At 54.5% G+C, this 18,130-nt stretch carries 20 protein-coding genes and 1 pseudogene; 6 read left to right on the top strand and 15 right to left on the bottom strand.

What is annotated here, in order from left to right; all coding sequences use genetic code 11:
- Positions 1-439: 439 nt before the first annotated feature.
- Both P0119_13760 and P0119_13755 read right to left on the bottom strand, forming a co-directional pair.
- Positions 440-1,522 (bottom strand): exodeoxyribonuclease VII large subunit, encoded by a 1,083-nt coding sequence (locus P0119_13760; protein ID MDF0667125.1) that lies wholly within the window; start codon positions 1,520-1,522, stop codon positions 440-442.
- Positions 1,523-1,989: 467 nt separating this feature from the next.
- Positions 1,990-2,487, bottom strand: coding sequence for a hypothetical protein (locus P0119_13755; protein ID MDF0667124.1), 498 nt, complete (start codon positions 2,485-2,487; stop codon positions 1,990-1,992).
- Between the two features lie 545 nt (positions 2,488-3,032).
- On the opposite strand from P0119_13755, the gene P0119_13750 reads away from it, so the two are divergent.
- Positions 3,033-4,139, top strand: coding sequence for a ParM/StbA family protein (locus P0119_13750; GenBank protein MDF0667123.1), 1,107 nt, complete (start codon positions 3,033-3,035; stop codon positions 4,137-4,139).
- 8 nt (positions 4,140-4,147) lie between these two features.
- Positions 4,148-4,432 (top strand): hypothetical protein, encoded by a 285-nt coding sequence (locus P0119_13745; GenBank protein ID MDF0667122.1) that lies wholly within the window; start codon positions 4,148-4,150, stop codon positions 4,430-4,432.
- Positions 4,433-4,550: 118 nt separating this feature from the next.
- Here the strand turns inward: P0119_13745 and P0119_13740 are convergent, their stop codons facing one another.
- From P0119_13740 to P0119_13695, 10 genes are all read right to left on the bottom strand, one after another.
- A complete protein-coding gene (locus P0119_13740) occupies positions 4,551-5,288 on the bottom strand; it encodes a hypothetical protein (protein MDF0667121.1) in 738 nt (245 codons plus the stop codon).
- A complete protein-coding gene (locus P0119_13735) occupies positions 5,285-5,539 on the bottom strand; it encodes a hypothetical protein (protein MDF0667120.1) in 255 nt (84 codons plus the stop codon). Before P0119_13735 ends, P0119_13740 begins: the two co-directional genes overlap by 4 nt.
- A gap of 8 nt (positions 5,540-5,547) precedes the next feature.
- Positions 5,548-6,927, bottom strand: coding sequence for an HD domain-containing protein (locus P0119_13730; protein MDF0667119.1), 1,380 nt, complete (start codon positions 6,925-6,927; stop codon positions 5,548-5,550).
- Positions 6,928-6,929: 2 nt separating this feature from the next.
- Positions 6,930-7,418, bottom strand: coding sequence for a hypothetical protein (locus tag P0119_13725; GenBank protein ID MDF0667118.1), 489 nt, complete (start codon positions 7,416-7,418; stop codon positions 6,930-6,932).
- A 23-nt stretch (positions 7,419-7,441) separates the two neighbouring features.
- Positions 7,442-7,999, bottom strand: a complete 558-nt coding sequence (locus tag P0119_13720) for a transglycosylase SLT domain-containing protein (GenBank protein MDF0667117.1) — start codon at positions 7,997-7,999, stop codon at positions 7,442-7,444.
- A 36-nt stretch (positions 8,000-8,035) separates the two neighbouring features.
- Positions 8,036-9,343 carry a conjugal transfer protein TraN gene (traN, locus tag P0119_13715; GenBank protein MDF0667116.1) on the bottom strand — a complete coding sequence of 436 codons (1,308 nt, stop codon included), beginning with the start codon at positions 9,341-9,343 and terminating at the stop codon, positions 8,036-8,038.
- A gap of 593 nt (positions 9,344-9,936) precedes the next feature.
- Positions 9,937-10,431, bottom strand: coding sequence for a heavy metal-binding domain-containing protein (locus P0119_13710; GenBank protein MDF0667115.1), 495 nt, complete (start codon positions 10,429-10,431; stop codon positions 9,937-9,939).
- A 4-nt stretch (positions 10,432-10,435) separates the two neighbouring features.
- Entirely contained in the window at positions 10,436-11,497 is a 1,062-nt protein-coding gene (locus tag P0119_13705) for a hypothetical protein (protein MDF0667114.1), read from the bottom strand.
- A gap of 18 nt (positions 11,498-11,515) precedes the next feature.
- Positions 11,516-12,223, bottom strand: coding sequence for a hypothetical protein (locus tag P0119_13700; protein ID MDF0667113.1), 708 nt, complete (start codon positions 12,221-12,223; stop codon positions 11,516-11,518).
- A gap of 10 nt (positions 12,224-12,233) precedes the next feature.
- The gene (locus P0119_13695; protein MDF0667112.1) at positions 12,234-12,884 is read right to left on the bottom strand and encodes a hypothetical protein; all 651 of its coding nucleotides are present in this window, start codon (positions 12,882-12,884) and stop codon (positions 12,234-12,236) included.
- A 106-nt stretch (positions 12,885-12,990) separates the two neighbouring features.
- On the opposite strand from P0119_13695, the gene P0119_13690 reads away from it, so the two are divergent.
- Both P0119_13690 and P0119_13685 read left to right on the top strand, forming a co-directional pair.
- A complete protein-coding gene (locus P0119_13690) occupies positions 12,991-13,428 on the top strand; it encodes a hypothetical protein (GenBank protein MDF0667111.1) in 438 nt (145 codons plus the stop codon).
- Between the two features lie 442 nt (positions 13,429-13,870).
- Positions 13,871-14,458, top strand: coding sequence for a PilZ domain-containing protein (locus P0119_13685; protein ID MDF0667110.1), 588 nt, complete (start codon positions 13,871-13,873; stop codon positions 14,456-14,458).
- A 369-nt stretch (positions 14,459-14,827) separates the two neighbouring features.
- Here the strand turns inward: P0119_13685 and P0119_13680 are convergent, their stop codons facing one another.
- Positions 14,828-15,130, bottom strand: coding sequence for a hypothetical protein (locus P0119_13680; protein ID MDF0667109.1), 303 nt, complete (start codon positions 15,128-15,130; stop codon positions 14,828-14,830).
- A 104-nt stretch (positions 15,131-15,234) separates the two neighbouring features.
- On the opposite strand from P0119_13680, the gene P0119_13675 reads away from it, so the two are divergent.
- Both P0119_13675 and P0119_13670 read left to right on the top strand, forming a co-directional pair.
- Entirely contained in the window at positions 15,235-16,197 is a 963-nt protein-coding gene (locus tag P0119_13675) for a helix-turn-helix domain-containing protein (GenBank protein MDF0667108.1), read from the top strand.
- Positions 16,198-16,439: 242 nt separating this feature from the next.
- A pseudogene (locus tag P0119_13670) lies at positions 16,440-16,652 on the top strand (type II toxin-antitoxin system RelE/ParE family toxin).
- Positions 16,653-16,844: 192 nt separating this feature from the next.
- On the opposite strand, the gene P0119_13665 reads toward P0119_13670, so the two are convergent.
- The gene (locus P0119_13665) at positions 16,845-17,216 is read right to left on the bottom strand and encodes a DUF5615 family PIN-like protein (GenBank protein ID MDF0667107.1); all 372 of its coding nucleotides are present in this window, start codon (positions 17,214-17,216) and stop codon (positions 16,845-16,847) included.
- Complete coding sequence (locus tag P0119_13660; GenBank protein MDF0667106.1) at positions 17,213-17,452, bottom strand: DUF433 domain-containing protein; 240 nt, start codon at positions 17,450-17,452, stop codon at positions 17,213-17,215. Before P0119_13660 ends, P0119_13665 begins: the two co-directional genes overlap by 4 nt.
- Positions 17,453-18,130 lie beyond the last annotated feature (678 nt).

Genomic DNA, 18,130 nt, shown 5'->3' with positions numbered 1-18,130 from the left:
CAAGGAACCTGTGGCCAGGTTGCCTTGGTTCACGGTAGGCGCATGGAGAAATTGCCGGCTGATCCGCCCTACTAAGCTGTTGCCACAGATGCTTTTGGTGGAGCACTGGGCCCGAATTGGCTGGTACCAGTCAGAAGAGCAGATGGCGGCTTCGCGCGCGATACGCACGCGCTTCGCCGCTGCATGAGAGCCTAGAGCCGAACAGGGAGCAGGCCGCTCCAAGGATTGAGAGTCGTGAAGATCCGATTCAGGGAGCGACTCTCCCTTCGTGAGCACCTGTGACGATCTGTCTGAGGGTATTTTCCCCTCTCATTACAAGATGAGAGGGGCAGGGATGGAAGGACAGTCAAGCCGGACATCGTCGGGTGACTGCATCGGCCTCTTCCACATTCCCTGTCTTCAAGAGGCCGCCTACGGCGGCAGGGCTTTGTATTCAATGTTACCACCAGCCCAGAATCTTCCCCGCAATCCACCCCCCGATGAAGACCCACGCCACAAGCGCGCCGGTTCGCCAAAGCGATCTGTTCTGACTCAGGTTGTTCACCCGATCCACCAACGCTCCCCAGTCCGTCTGCAGTTGGAGGAGAGCCTTCTGTTCTTCCACTCTCGCTTTCCCTACCGCCACCATCTCTCCTTGCAACTTTTTCAATTCCTCTTCCAATTTCAATCCAGACAAGCGCTTTGAGTCAGCCTGACGACGGGCTTTCATTTCTAATTGCTCAGCCAGCCACTTCCCAACCATACTTGGAACCGCTAACGAGAAGTCTGCAATATCGTCCAGAAGTGTATGATCGTTGGCATGGCCGATGGCTGTCACCAATGGAACAGTACGAGCTGACGCAGCCTGAAGCACTTGCTCATGATCTAAGGCCGCAATCCCTTCTCCTCCTCCACGAGCCAAGACCACCAAATCCACCTGTCCTACTTTCCCCAACACATCCTTCAAGGTCGTCGACACACTCTGAGGTTCCGTCATCCGTACGGACTGGATCTCCCACGCCAACAGATCCCGATACCCCACCAGTTGGCTTTGAATGTCCCGATCGGCTTCCCCGCCTTGATTCGTCACTAGGATGACCTTCGGCATCTCTTTCAGGAATATATCTGCCACCACGAGTTTCTTGGCATTGATGGCCGCGATGAACTTCTTGCGAAGCTCATCGCGAGAGGAGGCAACTTGACCAGATTCCTGAATCCCTACCACTTCCAACTCTGGTTCAATCATCACCCCAGGCTTTTTAATCTTCGTCCGAATCAGGACCGTCAGGAACAAGACTTGATTCCACTGAGGAGCCCGTTTCCCTGAAATCCACGCTCGAAGACGCACGGTGGGTTGCTCTGGATCTTCAAGGTCAAAGTAGACCCGCCCTTCCCACTGTTTGGGGTTACGACCAATCCCCTGCACCAGGATCGGTTGGACGCCAAGAGACTGTACAAGGCTGGCATCCGTAGCCCGCTGGATCATCGTGAGGAGTCCAGTCGGTCGGCATGCCGGCAACGGTAGCTTCTCTACATCGAACATTACTTCCCTCTTTACTACGTTCGCACGTTATCGTCCTTCAGAAGGTCGATCCAACCCTGCAGCCACTGTTGATCGCCAAGTACGCCATCAGTGACACCAGTCCAACGAGCATGAGTGTGTAATCCAGCAATCCAAGCATTTTCCGATTGGCGCGCGCCCACCGATGGCCACCATAACGGGATACCACCTGATAGGGCATCGAGCACGAGTTGGCAAGTCCAGTCGATCATCCCCGCCAGGCTCCATGTCGGCTCCAAACGACATCACATGGCCAGAATAACGGCACCGGCCAACCCGCCGAATGAGTGAGCAAAATTCTGAAGTCCAAACCCGATACCCCATATGACTTTTGATTTCGTCGATGTCCGGTAAGACCCCGGTACTCCCGGCCACTATAATCGGTCCTGGATCAGGACCAAATAACCAGGCGGCCATTCCGACCGGTACCATACAATGCGTTCGTCCCATCATGAGGAGAATCTCCCTATGGCCGGCAATCCATCCTCAATTGAGAGATGTAATGTCGTCACCTCTTCACTCTGGCCCTGCTCACGTACATTCCTCATCACAACTCGCCGCTTCACTTTCCGGGCAAGCTTTCTCAGGGATCGCAATTTCGATTGTTCGATATGGAAATACCGCATCGCCTCTGTGGCGACACGGTACGGCCTTTTTTTCATCTCATTCTCGAAGACCGCCTCCATCCATCGCTCAATCTTCGTGAACTTAGGGGCCCATCCAATCTCTTCTTCAAGGGCCTTGATCAGTTCCTCGATAATCCGCTTCCGATCCGTGTCATTCTCCAAAGCAGTGATCGTTGCTACCAATTCCGATTGCCGTTGGAGATACCCGCACTTTCGAACCAGCTTGCCCTTCCAGAGTTCTTCACGATCTCTTCCCAGCTCAAAGCGATCAGCCTCCCCTAACACCACCTTCTCTTGAGAACCCTCCCCAACGTGCTCCATGACTCCCTCACCGGTTGACATAATTGACGCTACTTTTGCTGCTGCTTACCAGAGGGTATACGAGGCAGACACCCATCCCTATCCGATTTTCCGAAACGACTAATGAATATTAGTCTTAGGGTGTTCACAAAATGGTAACAACCCTGTCCTGACACGCCTGAATCCCTGTCCATATTGTCCGCACAAAATTCCGAGACCATTACGACAACCCATCAGGGCCTCGCACTGCCCCTCATCGCCTCTGACATGTCTTTTCTTTAACAACATCGACTGGTTATACGTGCAGCATATCTGCAATGAGAGCCTAATTTTAGAGCGCCCCTGATCGGTCGCGTAATACATGCGGAATAACGTCATGGCTCTATACAGAACTCCATCACCCTACCTGATTGTTTCTTCGAGGGTTTCAGAGCAGGTGTCAGAACACATCCTGGTTTCTTGCCACCATTTTCGCCACCACACGTCGAGCTGAAAGGCGTCTGCCTCAATTCCGTATAACTTCCTTGGAAGGTCATGTTGTTCATCTCACTAGGAAGGAGCACTGTATGAAAAAATCATCCGTGCACTCACGTACCAAATCCGCACAACGGGTCACGAACAGCAGTCCGCGGAGGCTACCCATCTTCAGCCTCGATGTGGGGTATGGGTACACCAAGATCATGGATTCCTCAGGGGCCCAGCATATCTTCCCGTCTCTCGTGGCTCCTGGGGATATTGGGTCCATTGATTTAGGCATCGCGTCAGCAGCCTGCCCCGCAGTGTTTCTGGACGGGGTTGAGTACATCGTCGGAGAAAACGCAGCCACACGGGAATTCCGATTCGTCGAACAATATGACAGCTGGTGGACATCGGTCAGATTCCGGGCAATCATCCAATACGCCTCGAAGTTTATCGCCCCCAAAGCCCATGTCATGACCGGGCTGCCGCTGCATATCTACAGCGCCGTCAAAGCCCACCAGCAGATTCGGGACGTGCTGCGACGTGGCCTGCACGCCGAAGAAATCACCATCCTGCCGCAAGGCGTGGGCGCGTACTGCGCCGCAGCGGCCCAGGATCCCCAACTGAATGAGGGCCGGGTCGGGTTGATTGATATTGGAACCAGGACCACAGAGCTCGTGTGCTTTAGCGATGGCCAATTCCTGGCGAAGTCGTCGGCCGGCCTGATCATTGGCGTCGGCGAAGTGTTTGCTCAGGTAGCCAATCGTCTGGCTCAACAACATAATCGACCCGTCGATGCCTACGAAGTAGACTGGGCGTTCCGTGGTATCCGGCCGCTTCGCATCAAGGGCGAAGTGATTCCAGCAAACATCATCGCGAACCTCATCCAACCCTGCATCAAGCCCCTGACCGAACGACTGTTTAATGAGATCACCCATTTGTGGGGAAACGGCGCTCCGAATGTGGATCGACTCGTCTTTTGTGGAGGCGGCGTCCCATTGGTGGAACCGTATCTCGGTGCCTATCGGCCCTCCTATCAAGTCTTAAAGGATAGTCAGTTTGCGAATGCCATGGGCTATCTCCAATACGCTCGATGGCAGGAAGCCCGGCACGGATACCACGAGGCAGCGTCCCCCGAGCGTACGGAGGCTTCTGCGAACGACAGTCGTGTAGGCGAAACAGAGGGAGCACCGATAGTGGGCACGCCTGCATGAGGTGAGAGATGAAAGTTCTGGTCTATCTCAATAACAACAGCGAGCGAGATGCGATGATCAAACGGTACCTTCGGCGAGTTCGGCGAGAGCAACGGCCCACGACGCTGAAGCGATTATTGTTTATCGGACTTCAGAAACACCTTGCCAACAAGCAACAAGCCGATCACGTCCAGGGACAACCAAGCAAGCGCCGGCCAGATGACGACACGGTTCCATCAGCCGAAATGATCCATTCCTTGGGAGGGTTCAATATCAAAACCCTCATCACACAGGCCAAGAAGAGCGGCGTCTAACACTCTTCGACGAGGAGCCCTCCTAAGGGGGGGCTCCTCCGTTTCACGTCTGAATCCAATCTTGGGACAGCAGACTACCCTCGCCCGCAAGCTCGGAAGATTCAAATGAAGAAAAGAGCTAGTAGCCGTCGTAGAGCACGTTGAGACGGTGTTCCTCCGCGGCGCGTTTCTCGCCACGTTGGAAGTAGAAGTAGGGCACCAGGAGAGAGAGCAGTGTCGTTGCCAGAGCCCACCAGCTCGACACGATCATCACTTCACGCATATTGACCATCCAGTCCTGAAACACAACGGCCGAGTCGGTAGACATGAATGGTCGGAACGCCGGCCAGAGTGTATCGAAGATGTTATGCGCAAATTCCGGAGTGAGAACGTTCCGGATCCCGTGAAAGGCCAGAAAGAGAATCAGGATCTTGAACACGTTGCAATAGATCATCGTTTCGTAAATAAGATCGATTGATCGCTTACAAACCTTGCCGTAGTAACACCCGCCAAGGGTCCGTCCAATCATCACGTTAAAGACGACGCCGTACCCGACACCGATAAACAAGGCAATGCATTTATCAAACAGCCCGGGTGTCCACGACCCAAAGATCGGCATCAGATTCCAGCAGACGGCAATGCTGAGCGGAATCCCAATGACGCTGAACAAGGCATCGAGAGCCACGCCGTAGACACCAACCTCGGCATAGGCGAAGCTCCGATCCAGCAGCATGATCTGCTCGGGAAGACTCCTACCCATCTTCTCAACGATCGCCAGTTCCTGAATCTCGCTGATCGCCGTAATCAAGCTGCGCGGTTGACTACGGGGACTGCCCTCAGAAAACAGTGGGCCAGGTCGGGCTCCACGTTCCATCATTCACCTAAATTCAAGAGTCGCATGAAAGGGTGAACGTACGCGCATAGGATGGTGATGAGAAAGCAAAACAGTCCGATGCCGGCGCGCAGCTTATACGCACCGAACCAGAAGGTTGCGCCTAGAGCCGACAGGGTCATCAGATGAAGCGGAAGCCCCTTCAATACGAGATGGGAGACCCAAGTCCACCAAGCCAAATACTGTTCTTCGGTAATGTAGGCCAACGGGTTTATCCAGAACAGCAGATCCTCCACACCCCCTCCTACGCACTCTCGAGTCGCACATCACTCACAATCTTGAGCACCCCGCGCTTACGCGCCTCGAGCTCGCCAGGAGACACCGCAAAGGCACCAATCTTAATCGGGACCAGATACGATCGACGGACTCCGCCTGTTTTGGGAGTCTGAATGGCAAACTTTCTCCCATAGAAACCATCACCCACATCCAGCGCCAAAAGATGCGCGTCCCGGAACTGGGCTACCATCTTTCGCAATGCCCCTTCATAATCAGACTGACGAATCAAGGTGATGTCCACCACCCCCTTCGATTCGCTGAGATGACGAGCAGCTTCGAGCAGCACTTCCGGCACCACGTAGACGATATCTTTCATGGCCAAGGCGGCCCATTTGTTCCCGCGACCGAGGAGGTTGATCCGAGGTTCAATGAGCTGCAGAATCTCCGGAACCGTGCACCACTCATCCCATGGCTTCACAACCAAATTCCCCTTGGTGGCGGCCAACTCATATTGTCGCGCTTCCCCGTCCGCTCGCTTCAATAACACATCGAGCGGCTCTTTGCTCGTGCGATGATGTGATTTGATCGCCTCAATCACCTCATGGAACCAAGGGAGATCCGTCCCCTTGAATATTTCCTGCAACTTCACCGCAGACATCATGGGATGGTCTCCCATGGAATAGATGCCGGCAGCGCGGAAATCGGGGATCTTGCCGAGATCATGGCCCAACGCAGTAATCAGCACCTTCGGCACCAGGAGCTGGTGATCTCGGTACTGCTCCCGTACAAGGCGCAACGCAATCTGTGAGACACGTAGGGTGTGATTCGCCATGGACACCTGGGCCAGCGTGTTACGAATGGCCCATAGATCGGCATACTCCGAATCCTTTTCTGGAGCGATCGTCACAATCGACGGACAAGTCCCTTTCTGCTCGATGACCCTCGCTAGTTCCAGCGTTTGCGTGAGCACCCCTTGCGTCCGAAGAATGTTCTCGTTTGGGAGAATCAGTTCCCGAATGATTTCAGATGATCCTTCGGCCTGAACAGGAAGATTCAGTTTCGGTCGAACATCGATCGACTCAACAAGCTGCATAACCACATTCGGCTTGGTTGGGAGTGAGGGAGTTGAAGGCGCGGGAGGCTGCTCGGCCTGTAACTGAGCCTGTTCGATTTCTTTGCTCAATCGAATCTCTTTGATGATTTCAGGATCATCGATCGCCGCAGGATCGAGCTCGACGGGCTTTTCGCTGAGATCGCCCGACTCCTGAATAAAGTCGATGTTGTAGGGAAGCCAAATGTTCCTCGCGATCGTATCGAGATCGATATTGATCTGCGTCCGGACAGGCTGAACGATGGGAGGATGGGCTTTACCCCACCATCGAGGGATCCACTGATGAAGATTACACATGACTACTTCCAGGCTTCCGGTAAAGGAATGGACTCAATCTCATCATGATCAACAGGCACCCGGACGGAGCGGCCGAAGATAATAGTGTCGACCACTCCGGCTTGATCTTTCCAGGCAAGGAGAATTCCTGACAATTTCTTGTACGTGCCACATCGGATTCGCACAAGATCCCCTTCTTTGAACGATGCTGTACCCGATTGTTCACTCGATGGGACAGAGAGAGACTCGTGCCCCAATGCCATGAGCTGTCGGACATTCGGGATTTGCCGAATAATGTCGCGATTGATGTCCTTAGCAGAAAACTGAACATAGCCAGCAATCGGAGACGTCACCTCGAGATAGCCCAGACGGCGCAGCCCCTCAATCACACGGCGCTCCTTCCCGACTACAACATCCACGGCGTAATGCTCAGAAGAATCAAGACGGCGAGGAACCTCCACAGGGGGCAAGTCGCCGGGAACGGTCAGGGATACAACGTCAGAGTCTCCCATTCCTGCCTCCTCGTGATCCTTCCCTATCGCTTGCCATGGACAACTTGGTCGAGGACTTTCAGCGCCTCAAAGATCTTCCAGCTATAGCCCACCACGTTACGACTTCCGTTGTACCGTCCAACGGCAACCCATCCCTCGCCAAATTGATTGACCTTTTGGCGAAGGATAAAGGCCCCCCAGTAGAGATTTGTGCATGGGTCCAAAAGCAGGACGGGGTCGAGACGATAGGTCTTCATATGGATCGAATTAATCTCAGTCAGACCAACATCAAAATTCTTGCCTTCCTTCCACAACTTCTGAACCACGGCTTTTGCCTCGGTATAGGTCAATGGTCCCTGGGTATGTCCTTCCCCTTTTTCATTGACGGAGACAGCATACGGATTCCCCTTCGACTCAACGTGGACAATGGCTTCGAGAATACGCGGCGTGAGTCTGTATCGAGTAGCCGCGTGATACACACACGGATGGTTCACGTACCAAAAAGGATTTACCAAATGGGGAGACTGCTCAGGAGCGGCGACTGACATTGAAGGCACCCCTGTCACAACCAATAAGACACACCCAACCACCTGCTTTTTCATGATCATCCTATAGGTGTGACTTGCTCCTCGTTGGCGTCAAGGACAAGTGCCCGTATAAGCACAGATCTTCGTAGTCATCTGATTCGTAATCGCCACTGGATCAATGCTGGCACTCACATTGCGATACCATTCACTAAAATCCATCGCGGCAAAATTCAGGCTGGTGAATTCCGGGACTGTGAACCCGGTGCAATCCGGCGTGTCAGCGGTCCCCCACGACTTGCCGATCTGAGGACGTCCCTGATCGTGAATTAACCGAGCCAGCTCGGTCCGGAACGAACAATAGACTTCCTCCTTGCGAATACACATGCCAAACACTTGCGTCACACAATGCGTCCCGACAAAGTGGGCCTTCCGATTCTGGCGATCGTAGGCCAGATCAATTTCCTCTTGCGAACAGGTTCCAAATAATTTAGACGGATCCGTATCACAACAATTCACAATGATTTGCCCCGCTGTGTCATAATCACACGTGCGGCGTTGACCTGTAAAAATCCTGAGATTCGCAGGATCCCAATCATCCTCAATATCCTTCGCGATTTGTAGCCAGGTCGCGGCTAAAGCCAGATTGGTATTGGGAGGAGTAGTCTTGTCAACACAGAACGGAACAGGACTCCCGGGAGTTCCACAATCGGTACACTGTTGCACGGTCGTATAGGAAGCACAGACTGAATCAGATGGACAGGAGAAGGTGTTCTGATAGGTATCACAGCCGCCAGGAAGGGGAACGGTACACACAGAAGCAATCTGACTACATCCCTGGCTCAACAGCGGAGCACAGGTATCAGGAGCAGTGCCTTGATAACCCCACTGCTCATCCCGATCCCAACAATTATTCAAAGGGAATATCGTTGGTGGGGGAAGCGTGAGCACTTTGCCGGTATCCGTGGTCACCTGACGCGGCACGTTATCATTACAGACGGATGTCTGGAGTAACCATCCGCTCGCGCGAAGCCCTCCACACCCATCATCAATGACATCTTTTCGAATATCATAAAATCCGAAACCGCTGTTCAATCTCGCCCAACCAGATTGGTCACCACTCGCAGAACACGCCAGCACTTCCCATAAAGCCCCCACGGGCACATCGCCTCTCCACGTCCCGCACCCAGGCCCTCCGTCTCCCTGGACAGTGATATTCACAGACACACCGCTCTGTACGACGATCTCGTCCGGAGCAAGACCAGGATCAGGAGCGGTAAAGGTATAGAGCGTGTACCAGCTCCATACGGAGCCATGACCACGTCCAATTAAGGCCTGGTAATTTCTACCACCTAAACTTTGAAGATGAACAAACACACTATGCGGAGACGACCACCCAACAATCGGAAGTGGCGATGGCATTGTCAATGTGAAATTCAATGTCCGGGCAGTCGTCGTGACCCCAATATGACAATTCGCAACGGCCGACCCAGAAGCCGTGCACTGCTGTATTGCTGGCGTCCCAGCCGTCCAACTAGTACAGGTCTGAACATCGATACAGGTACTTCCCACGCCCGTCGACCCTGTATATCCCGCCGCATTAGCTTCAGCTGTAGTCACAGGAGCGCTCGTTGAAAGATTGTAGCCAGTTTTGTCTGTCTGTGTGGTCATCATCTCCCCATAACGAGGATCTGTGCCAGCCGCTGAGCCGCCCGCAGAATTGAGAGCCGACGTATCACCGGTGTCAGTAAAATATCCCTCTTGTGATGCGCCGGAACACCTGGCCGTCACACACCCAGGCGATCCTGAATATTGAGGAACATTGCCCATATGAGGAGCAATGATTCCCCCACCGACAATTCCACTAGCCTTCTGATGGCCGATCTCGCAATTTGCCTGCTGATACGCGTCGGGCATCGCCGCACAATGGTTCGCCTCAACCGGTGCCGCGGGCAATGCCAACGCACAGAACAGGATCATCGAGAGGGCAATCAACACATGTATCATGACATTTCTTACTTCACAATCGAGGACGACCTACTGACACCGTCGAGAGATGGCACTTGGATATCCAGATCTGAAAAACCTGGAAACACCTCGACCGGAACCGAGTGTTCGGCAATTGTCTGTTCAGTCGGCTCCTCACCCGGTCGAGTGGTGCGCGAAGCCACTTTCGACGCCGGCATGGATACGAATCGTACGGCCGTTCCGCAGACGAGAACCTGAGACATGCCCATCCCCTTTGAATTCAACGGAAACACGGAAATCGAATACCCGATGATGGCATCGGCACCCAGATCCTTAGCCTCCTGTTTCATCCGAGAGGTCGCGTCCTGGATGGCACTCATGGTCGGACGTTCATAGACCCGAGCGCGCCCACCAACAATATCGAAGTACTTGGCCCACCAATCTCGCCAAGAGGCCAGCCCTACCGTTTGGAACTCTGTTAAGGCATCGATCGGTTCATATTGACGAAAGGGGAAATACGGAATTGTCAGCACCTTCATCATGACCTCACGGCTTCACTGCAGGAGCATCCGAAGACGGCGCCCCTGGCATAGGGCCAGTCGCAGGCACTCCACGGTGAGTGCTAATTGTGAGTGAATCGGATGGCATGGGCGCAGCGAACGCCTCCCCATTCGACTTCTCAGCCACATCCGAAGCCTTCTGCCCACCTCCTGAAGTCATTGCACTGGGCTTGGGCGCTACCGGAGCCTTCACCACAGTTGGACGAAGCTTTTGTATCCATTCAGCAATGAAACTCTTTTTTGCCTCAATAACAGCCGGCTTTACCGCTGGAACGACCGGTACACTCGCGACCTCAGGAACATGCTGTTTCTCTAGCGAAGGAACAGTACGCGCCTCAGTTTGAGGCAGATCTTGTGGTGTTGAAGCGACCGAGCCTACCGAAGGTCCCACTCCTGGAACGACTGGGTTCATTAGTGAGTAGGCAGCACTACCAGGGAGTTGGACGCCGGGCACAAAAGCCTGCATGGAATCTGCGGAAGCGACCTTGCTCTTGTCGCTCTTGTCGTCTCCCTTCACCACAGCCTCGTCTGGCCTATCAAGAGCAGCCTTCGCTTGAGCGGATCCATGTTTGGTCTTAGCGGATTCTGCAGGCCCCGCGTGCTTCGCCTGAACGACCTTGTTCAAGCGAACAAGAATCTGATCCATCCGATTGGCCAACGCGGAATTGGTTTCAGCCAAAGTAGCCACCTGACTCATGACCGAAACAAATTTCTTGCCCAGATCAGTCATTTGCTCCTGTTGCGTGCGAAGGATTGCATCTTGCCGATCGATCTTCACACCGGCGATACGAAGATCTTCCTTCGCACTCCGCATCGTGTCGATGACCCTATCGACCTGGTGCTTCAATGAGGTCTGCTCCACACTCACATGCTGATAGGCCCGAGCCGTATCTTCGACTCGGGTTTCAAGCGACTGCTGTTCGCTCTCCCACTGTTCTTTCACATCCAACAGATGATCGTGCTTGGCATGCAACTCATCGTAGGTCCCCCAACCCACACAACCAGGGGCCATGAGTATGATTGGCAACAACAGTACTGCGCGATACATGGGGTCCTCCTTCAGAAATTATGATTGATGGGCGGATGGGCTTGCGTCCTTCGCGGGAGAGCTCTGCCGTAACAGCTTTCCAAGGTCATCGTTGATTCTGTATTCTGTGTCCGTGACACGGGCACCGTGCTGAATGATTTGATGCAGCCCAACCACCAGTTCCCCGAGAAGACGAAACTGGTCTTTGTATTTCGACAGGTCTTCGGCCTCCATCCGAATCCGCAGCATGGTGTCATCGAGCGCTCGAATCAGAGGTACCACCTTCGTGGTGTCCTGCACTCGTGGCACGATCACCACCGCATTCTTCCGGCCTGCCAACACCATTCGGTCGTTAATATCAGACGCGGGTTCTTTCCACTGCCACACATTGTTCCCGACTCCAAAACTTTGGAGGAGGGCCCGACATTGCTCCATCCAATTTTCAATCCGAACCTGCACAGCGTGAACGGTTTCCATCGGCACTTGGTCACCAGCACCACGACGAAGGCGCTGAACGATTTTGTCGAAGGGGAAGAGCAAGTTTGAGAGAATCCTGCCTTCCGTCGTGCGATGAAGAATGAGAATAGAAGACGGATCCTTTGTGCGGTCGCGACGATCCTGAATGCGGTGTTTCAGATCCCGAGTCCGCTGTTGCCCTTTGTTGCTCTCTCGACCCGCAGGCTGGACGGCGGCAGGCGGCTGGACCTGGCCCACCTGACCGTTCTGGGTAATTGCGGTTGTTGTCATAGACGCCTCCTTACGTTGTTCCCCCAGCTAGTTCAGACTCATCGAACGGCTCGATACCGATCCCGGTTAACTTGCTCGCCGTCGCAACATTCATGGCGGCCTTTCCGAGAAAAGCCCCTATCGTGCCGCGTTCAACGATCACACGGGCTCGTCGTTCTTCTCGGTACACAAAGATATGCCGGATGGCTCGTGCCGGAGCCGGGGACAGTGCGTTGACGATATAGGCTTCGAGATCCTGGCTGTAACGAACGAGACAGATGGTGCGGGAAATCTGACTGGTAAACTGCGGGATAAGGGCCTTGCACACCTTCACTGGATCTTTTGTCGGATCACTATGCTTAAGAGCGATTTTGACGAAATCGGCATGTTCCACAGTCGCAACCCGATGGACAGAGATGCCGTGTTCACGAAGTGCCGGCAGGAGAACAGATTCGGCGATTTTCCGGAAAAAGTGCGCGCAGCGTTGAGAAAGTATCGGGTATGCTCCCCCATACTTAAAAACTGCAGCAGAGACCGAGTCGCGTATCTTGAGTGGATGGTCCTGATACCGTTTCGGAAGGAGGGCAAACGTATTGGATTCGTGCAACCACACCAGATACGCATCTTTATCTGGGTAGGCACGAACAACCCGGCCTGCGACTAAATGTCCAATTGGAATCATGTCCATAAATCGCCTATGCTATAGGGGTGATACGAGCCAGCCCTGCCCCATCCAGTAAGTCATTTCAGAAAGTCTTGATGGTTCATTCTCGGACCGGATATCCCTTATGAATGTACGGTACCGCAGTTACTCCGCCCTTCCTGCTCCATTGAGTTCACCCCAATACCTGCAAGTCGTCAGACAAGAGATACGGGTTTTGGCTCTAGCGGCCGGAGCGATTTTCCCCGTATTCCTGGTCGGGTGCTCCTCAATCTTCGTACCCATCAGCCTGGATTCGTTCTCTGAGCGGGTGACAGTCGAGCGAACCGAGGTCTTAGAACCACCTCAAATCGCGGTTGAACCCCATAGTGATGGGATGGGATGGATTGTCAGAGCGAGACAGCGAGTTCGGGAGCACCAGCGGATTGATCTGGCGGAACGGTGGAAGGGGAAACGGTATGAGGCAAAGCGGAATATCGGGACTGTGGTCGCCGGTACCCTCCTTTGCCCCGCCTACAATGTGGACTGGGAGAATGCGTCGGGGAATATACCGGAAATACAGTGAAATCTGTTCAAAACGATCATGGGAAGGGAGCCGTGAGCCTCGTTACAGAGTAGCAGGCGAGTGCTACCAAATATCTCTTATATCCCTTTGGAAGTGGAACTTCGGAAGCACCTGAATTCTTTATAAAAGGATAGTCGCAATCGAGAAATGTTCTCGTCCACAAATTAAGTAGGGCAGTGCAGTTCACACGGTAGATGATGTCAAGGAATATGTACCTAGTCCGCCCGCCTGTGATACCCTCGCAAAATGTCGAAAGGGAAAGCGCCAGAAGATAAGGGCGGGTCGTGAATATTTCTGAACATTCCCCGCGATCTGATGAAACAAGTACAGCGCGCCGCGCGGTGGGGGACCGTCGAGTAAGGCCTGTTGATTGAAGCCATAGAGACTGGTGTGCAGGAGTTGAAGCAGCAGGGCCTGCGGCCGAAGGGGAAGAATTACGCCCATGGGAAGGACTGTCGAGTATCAGGGATACACAATTCAGTCCGTCCCGCATCATTTGGCAGACGGTGAGAAATGGCAGCTTCGCATCTTCATCTCCGTGGACGATCACCGGGGTGTCAGAACTTCTGAATTCTCAGCCGATGGCTTGTATATGACTGAGCAGGAAGCTGATATCCACGGGATTGCGTTTGGCCAACGCCTCATTGATGGGAAGGTGGAAGGCCGGTCCGTCATGGATATGAAGACTGTGGATCGCCGGGCTACGCCGCGCCTCCGTGTGCAATTCCGTACCACGTTTTCGGCCTCCACGAAGCTGGAAGGGATGGGCGTCATGCTTGATCTGTCTACGGGCGGATGTCGCATCGAGAGCCCGGTCACCGTGGAGCCGGGCGTATCGTTGGAGCTGCGTATCTATGCGCCAGACGTAGAATGGCCGCTCATGGTTGAGGCGGCAAGCGTGCAGTGGGTGTGCGGCCAGATATTCGGCCTGGCCTTCTTTCGGATCACGGAGACTGAGCAACAGCGCTTGGGGCAGGTGATCAGGGATCTGATGGAGGGCGGTGAGGAGAGGGCCGACCGCTCAGTCTAAATCGCTGCCCAAGAAGAGGTAAGCCGAAGAGGACTCGAACCGGACGTTCTGCGCGTAGAAACATCCGCCAAGATCCACTCCCGGTTCGCTCCCGATTTTGCTTCCGATTCCAGATGTGACTCTTAAACAGTTCTTTTAGACTCCATTGACAGCTACTATTTATCTTCAACTATATCCATAAAATGGCGGCTCGTTCTTCACAACGTTTTTGACGGGCTTCCAGACAGCCAGTCTTGTCTACCAAATGTCTTGCCATCAGTCGAGCGGCAGCCTCCGGCAAGCCGCTGGTTGCCGCTCATGGCAGATCGGCAAGCAATCTCCTCACACCGACCGAACTGATCGCCAACACACTTCCCTCTTTGCTAGACCTCAGTGCGGGATCTTCGCGCCGAGCACGTCAACTTGCTCGATCTGTGGCGGTTCAGCAAGCAACTCGGATGCCTTGGCCATCAGTGCTGCGGCAATGGGGCCAGCCAAATGTGCCTTGCGACCTGCATCATCAGCGAAGGCATCGAAGATGCCAAACGTCGCTGGCCCCAATCGCAGGGCGAACCAGATCGGCGTCGTGGCTTCCTGATTCGCCAGGGCGAGCCCGCTTTCAAGAAGGCGGGCGACATCCGCTTCTTTTCCCGGTTTGGCTTTCAATCGCACGAATAGAGCAACTCGCACCATGATAATCACTCCTATTTGAGGTTAAACAACGTGTCGTGAAATTCTAGCGACGAGTGCGAATCCGTGCTAGTGGCAGAAGTGACAATTATGATACAGTTATCGCCATGCGAATTTACGTGCTTGCTCTGAATGAAGTCTTCGACACCGGCTTAACTACGCTGCTCGACACGTTCGGAACGGCGAACGACCTGGCGGAATCCGCTGGAACACCTTCGGCACGTTTCGATGTGACGGTCGTGGGTGTCCGTCCCCGCGTATACACCAGTCACGGGCTGTCTGTGCCTGTACGGTCGGCGGGACGACTTGCGCGCCCGGATGTCGCGCTTGTGCCGGCGCTCGGGGCGAAGATGCCGGACACCTTGCGAATTGCGCTTGAACGGCGAGACGTCACGGACGCGCAAACACTCCTTCGTCGCTGGTCTGGCAGCGGCGCGCTTGTGGGTGCTGCGTGCACGGGAACATTTGTCCTTGCTGGCACGTCGCTGCTCAACGGCCATCGTGCGACGACATCATGGTGGCTCGCCCCGTTCTTTCGTGAACGGTACCCGCATGTCATACTCGACGACTCGCGAATGATTGTGAGTTCATCTCGGTTCGTCACCGGCGGCGCCGCGCTGGCACACCTCGATCTGGCATTATGGCTGGTGCGTCGCCGCAGTCCTGCGCTGGCGGCGCTGACCGCTCGCTACCTGCTGGTTGATCCGCGGCCCTCGCAGGCGGCGTTCATGATTCCCGACCATCTTGCGCACTCAGACCCGCTCGTCGAACGGTTCGAGCGATGGGCACGGCGACAGCTCGCTGATGGGTTCTCGCTCAGCGAAGCGGCTCACGCAGCCGTGACCAGTGAACGCACCCTGGCGCGTCGCCTGCAATCCGTGCTGGGCAAGTCCCCGCTAGCTTACTTTCAGGATCTTCGCGTCGAGCGCGCGGTGCATCTGCTACAAACGAGTACGGCCAGTGTTGATCAGATTGCCGCTCAGGTCGGCTATGCAGACGGAGTGACGCTGCGCACACTCATTCGTCGCAAGATCGGCCGCGGCGTACGCGAGCTACGTGTGCGCGACTGATCGAACGGAAACGAAAAGATGGCGGACCTGCTGTTTCCTTTTTGCGGCGGTGGTGGGGATCTGGTTTCTTTGGATCGACGAACGAAATAGACAAAACAGACATCCGCATCAGATAACCTAGTCTGAAGGCGACATCCTCTACCTCGTCATTCCTTCCCCGCCGATCAAGACCAGTTTGAAGCGAACAAGCGGTCTTCGACACACTTGAAGATCTCGGGCATACCGATGCAAAGCGCCTTCGCCAAGTCTTTCTCAAGATCATGAGTCTTCGTCCCTCTCCTCGTCCTCCAGACTCTCAACAGCTCGCTCATTTCACCTACCGAGGTTTCACCGGCTTTCGTGTCACACAGGGCGAATATCGCATTGTCTATGCGATCGATGAAAAAGCCAATGCGGTGAAGCTTGCACGGATTCTCCACCGTGATCGAGACTATCGCGAGTTGGATCAGACCTAATAGTGGAACGTGGAACTGGCCGGCCGGCTAATCAGAACCAATTTATTCCGTCTAAGCAAAACAGGTGCGAGCCGTGCCGCGTCATCTGATAGAAGATTCAATGCACGACAATCAGGGGACAGTTTTAGGAGAGTCGGGTGGCAGGCAGCAACGTGATCGTATGACTGGCCGAGAGACTGGGAAGATTCCTTGTTACTTTTCTCCTGCTTTGGGGCGTCGGACTCGGAGCTTATGATCGGTGACTACAACAAAGGCTTGCTTCCAGGTTTCGACAGGCTCCGTCTGGAATATAGCATGTACTCGCCGGGCGAGCACTTCACGACCTGGAGCCCGAAGTCGTACCAGTAAGAGTCCCTGGTGCGTGCCCGGTGCGAAGCGGCGGATGTCGGAAAAGTCTAAGTCTTGTGTGATGAGGAAACGCGCTGCAGTTTGAGCCGCAACCCAGATGTCGGCGTCCGGTCTTCCAGCCAACCCTTCCTGCGGAACCGTATCGGCATCGTGTCCTAGTTCGGCAAGCAGCCGGACCAGTCGGGCCGGGAGGTTCTCGTCCAGTTTGACCTTCACGCGATATGCGGGACGCTGGGAAGAGGCAGATCCTCTTCGGCAGAAGTGGCGGCGAAGGCAATCACGGCGCGCACCGCACGCTCCGTCAGGGTTGGAAAATCATCAAGGAGTTCTTGGGTGCTTGCGCCCTCGGCCAAGCTCGCGAGAATCGTGCGCACTGTCACTCGTGTTCCCTTGACCACAGGCTCTCCGCCACAGATCGTCGCATCACGCACGATGTACTCTTCATAGTTCATTACGTTTCCCCCCGGTCTCTCGCCTACCGCTCCCGCCCTCAAGAACCCCTACTCCATGGGGATGGTCATGGAACCCTCCACGAACCGATTCTCAACACGGGAACTCGGCTAGGTCAGCGCGTGCGGTAGCTCCTGAGCCTTCATCGTGATCTTCATCACTATTGTGATTCACGGCACTTCTGCCCGTCCAATTGTAGCATGGGAAAGAGCATCAAGCACTAGAGGAATTCTTTCCTGCATGTTCGATGCGCTTCCTGAGCATACTCGGCAAAGCCCTTTCAGCAGTCGGCACTCGTCGGTCTTCTACAGGTTCTTCCAGAAATCAGCAGTGGTATTGAAACGGTCGCCAGACTTACCGCCGTTCGCCCGGTGATGCCGCGCTATCTTTTGGTCATCGCCGTAATCTGGTTCGCTGGAACGTCAATGGCCTTGGCCCGCCTATTAGCCTTAACCGGCAGATCTGGCAGCATCATTAATTCCCGGAGCAGGACCTCTCCAGGATGAACAGGCCGCTTTCCGTTCCTGATCATGACACTTTCTCCGATCGAGAGACCGCAAACGTGCGCGATCATCTCGATACCTTGCGCGGACCGTTCCGTATCACTGTCCACGTGGAGCCCATCGCACTATCACCTCCACATCTATGGCCCAGTAAGGAAAAACAGGGACTCGAGCTGA

This window comes from Nitrospira sp. (assembly GCA_029194665.1).
Classification (GTDB): domain Bacteria; phylum Nitrospirota; class Nitrospiria; order Nitrospirales; family Nitrospiraceae; genus Nitrospira_D.
The sequence above is the reverse complement of the archived record's forward strand: the minus strand, read 5'-3'. Positions and strand labels throughout refer to the sequence as shown.

Coding starts and splice junctions, on each gene's coding strand:
- P0119_13760 (MDF0667125.1), bottom strand. CDS start 1,522: ATGTTCGATGTAGAGAAGCTACCGTTGCCGGCATGCCGACCGACTGGA.
- P0119_13755 (MDF0667124.1), bottom strand. CDS start 2,487: ATGGAGCACGTTGGGGAGGGTTCTCAAGAGAAGGTGGTGTTAGGGGAG.
- P0119_13750 (MDF0667123.1), top strand. CDS start 3,033: ATGAAAAAATCATCCGTGCACTCACGTACCAAATCCGCACAACGGGTC.
- P0119_13745 (MDF0667122.1), top strand. CDS start 4,148: ATGAAAGTTCTGGTCTATCTCAATAACAACAGCGAGCGAGATGCGATG.
- P0119_13740 (MDF0667121.1), bottom strand. CDS start 5,288: ATGATGGAACGTGGAGCCCGACCTGGCCCACTGTTTTCTGAGGGCAGT.
- P0119_13730 (MDF0667119.1), bottom strand. CDS start 6,927: ATGTGTAATCTTCATCAGTGGATCCCTCGATGGTGGGGTAAAGCCCAT.
- P0119_13725 (MDF0667118.1), bottom strand. CDS start 7,418: ATGGGAGACTCTGACGTTGTATCCCTGACCGTTCCCGGCGACTTGCCC.
- P0119_13720 (MDF0667117.1), bottom strand. CDS start 7,999: ATGAAAAAGCAGGTGGTTGGGTGTGTCTTATTGGTTGTGACAGGGGTG.
- traN (MDF0667116.1), bottom strand. CDS start 9,343: ATGCCATCGCCACTTCCGATTGTTGGGTGGTCGTCTCCGCATAGTGTG.
- P0119_13710 (MDF0667115.1), bottom strand. CDS start 10,431: ATGATGAAGGTGCTGACAATTCCGTATTTCCCCTTTCGTCAATATGAA.
- P0119_13705 (MDF0667114.1), bottom strand. CDS start 11,497: ATGTATCGCGCAGTACTGTTGTTGCCAATCATACTCATGGCCCCTGGT.
- P0119_13700 (MDF0667113.1), bottom strand. CDS start 12,223: ATGACAACAACCGCAATTACCCAGAACGGTCAGGTGGGCCAGGTCCAG.
- P0119_13695 (MDF0667112.1), bottom strand. CDS start 12,884: ATGATTCCAATTGGACATTTAGTCGCAGGCCGGGTTGTTCGTGCCTAC.
- P0119_13690 (MDF0667111.1), top strand. CDS start 12,991: ATGAATGTACGGTACCGCAGTTACTCCGCCCTTCCTGCTCCATTGAGT.
- P0119_13685 (MDF0667110.1), top strand. CDS start 13,871: ATGGGAAGGACTGTCGAGTATCAGGGATACACAATTCAGTCCGTCCCG.
- P0119_13680 (MDF0667109.1), bottom strand. CDS start 15,130: ATGGTGCGAGTTGCTCTATTCGTGCGATTGAAAGCCAAACCGGGAAAA.
- P0119_13675 (MDF0667108.1), top strand. CDS start 15,235: ATGCGAATTTACGTGCTTGCTCTGAATGAAGTCTTCGACACCGGCTTA.
- P0119_13660 (MDF0667106.1), bottom strand. CDS start 17,452: ATGAACTATGAAGAGTACATCGTGCGTGATGCGACGATCTGTGGCGGA.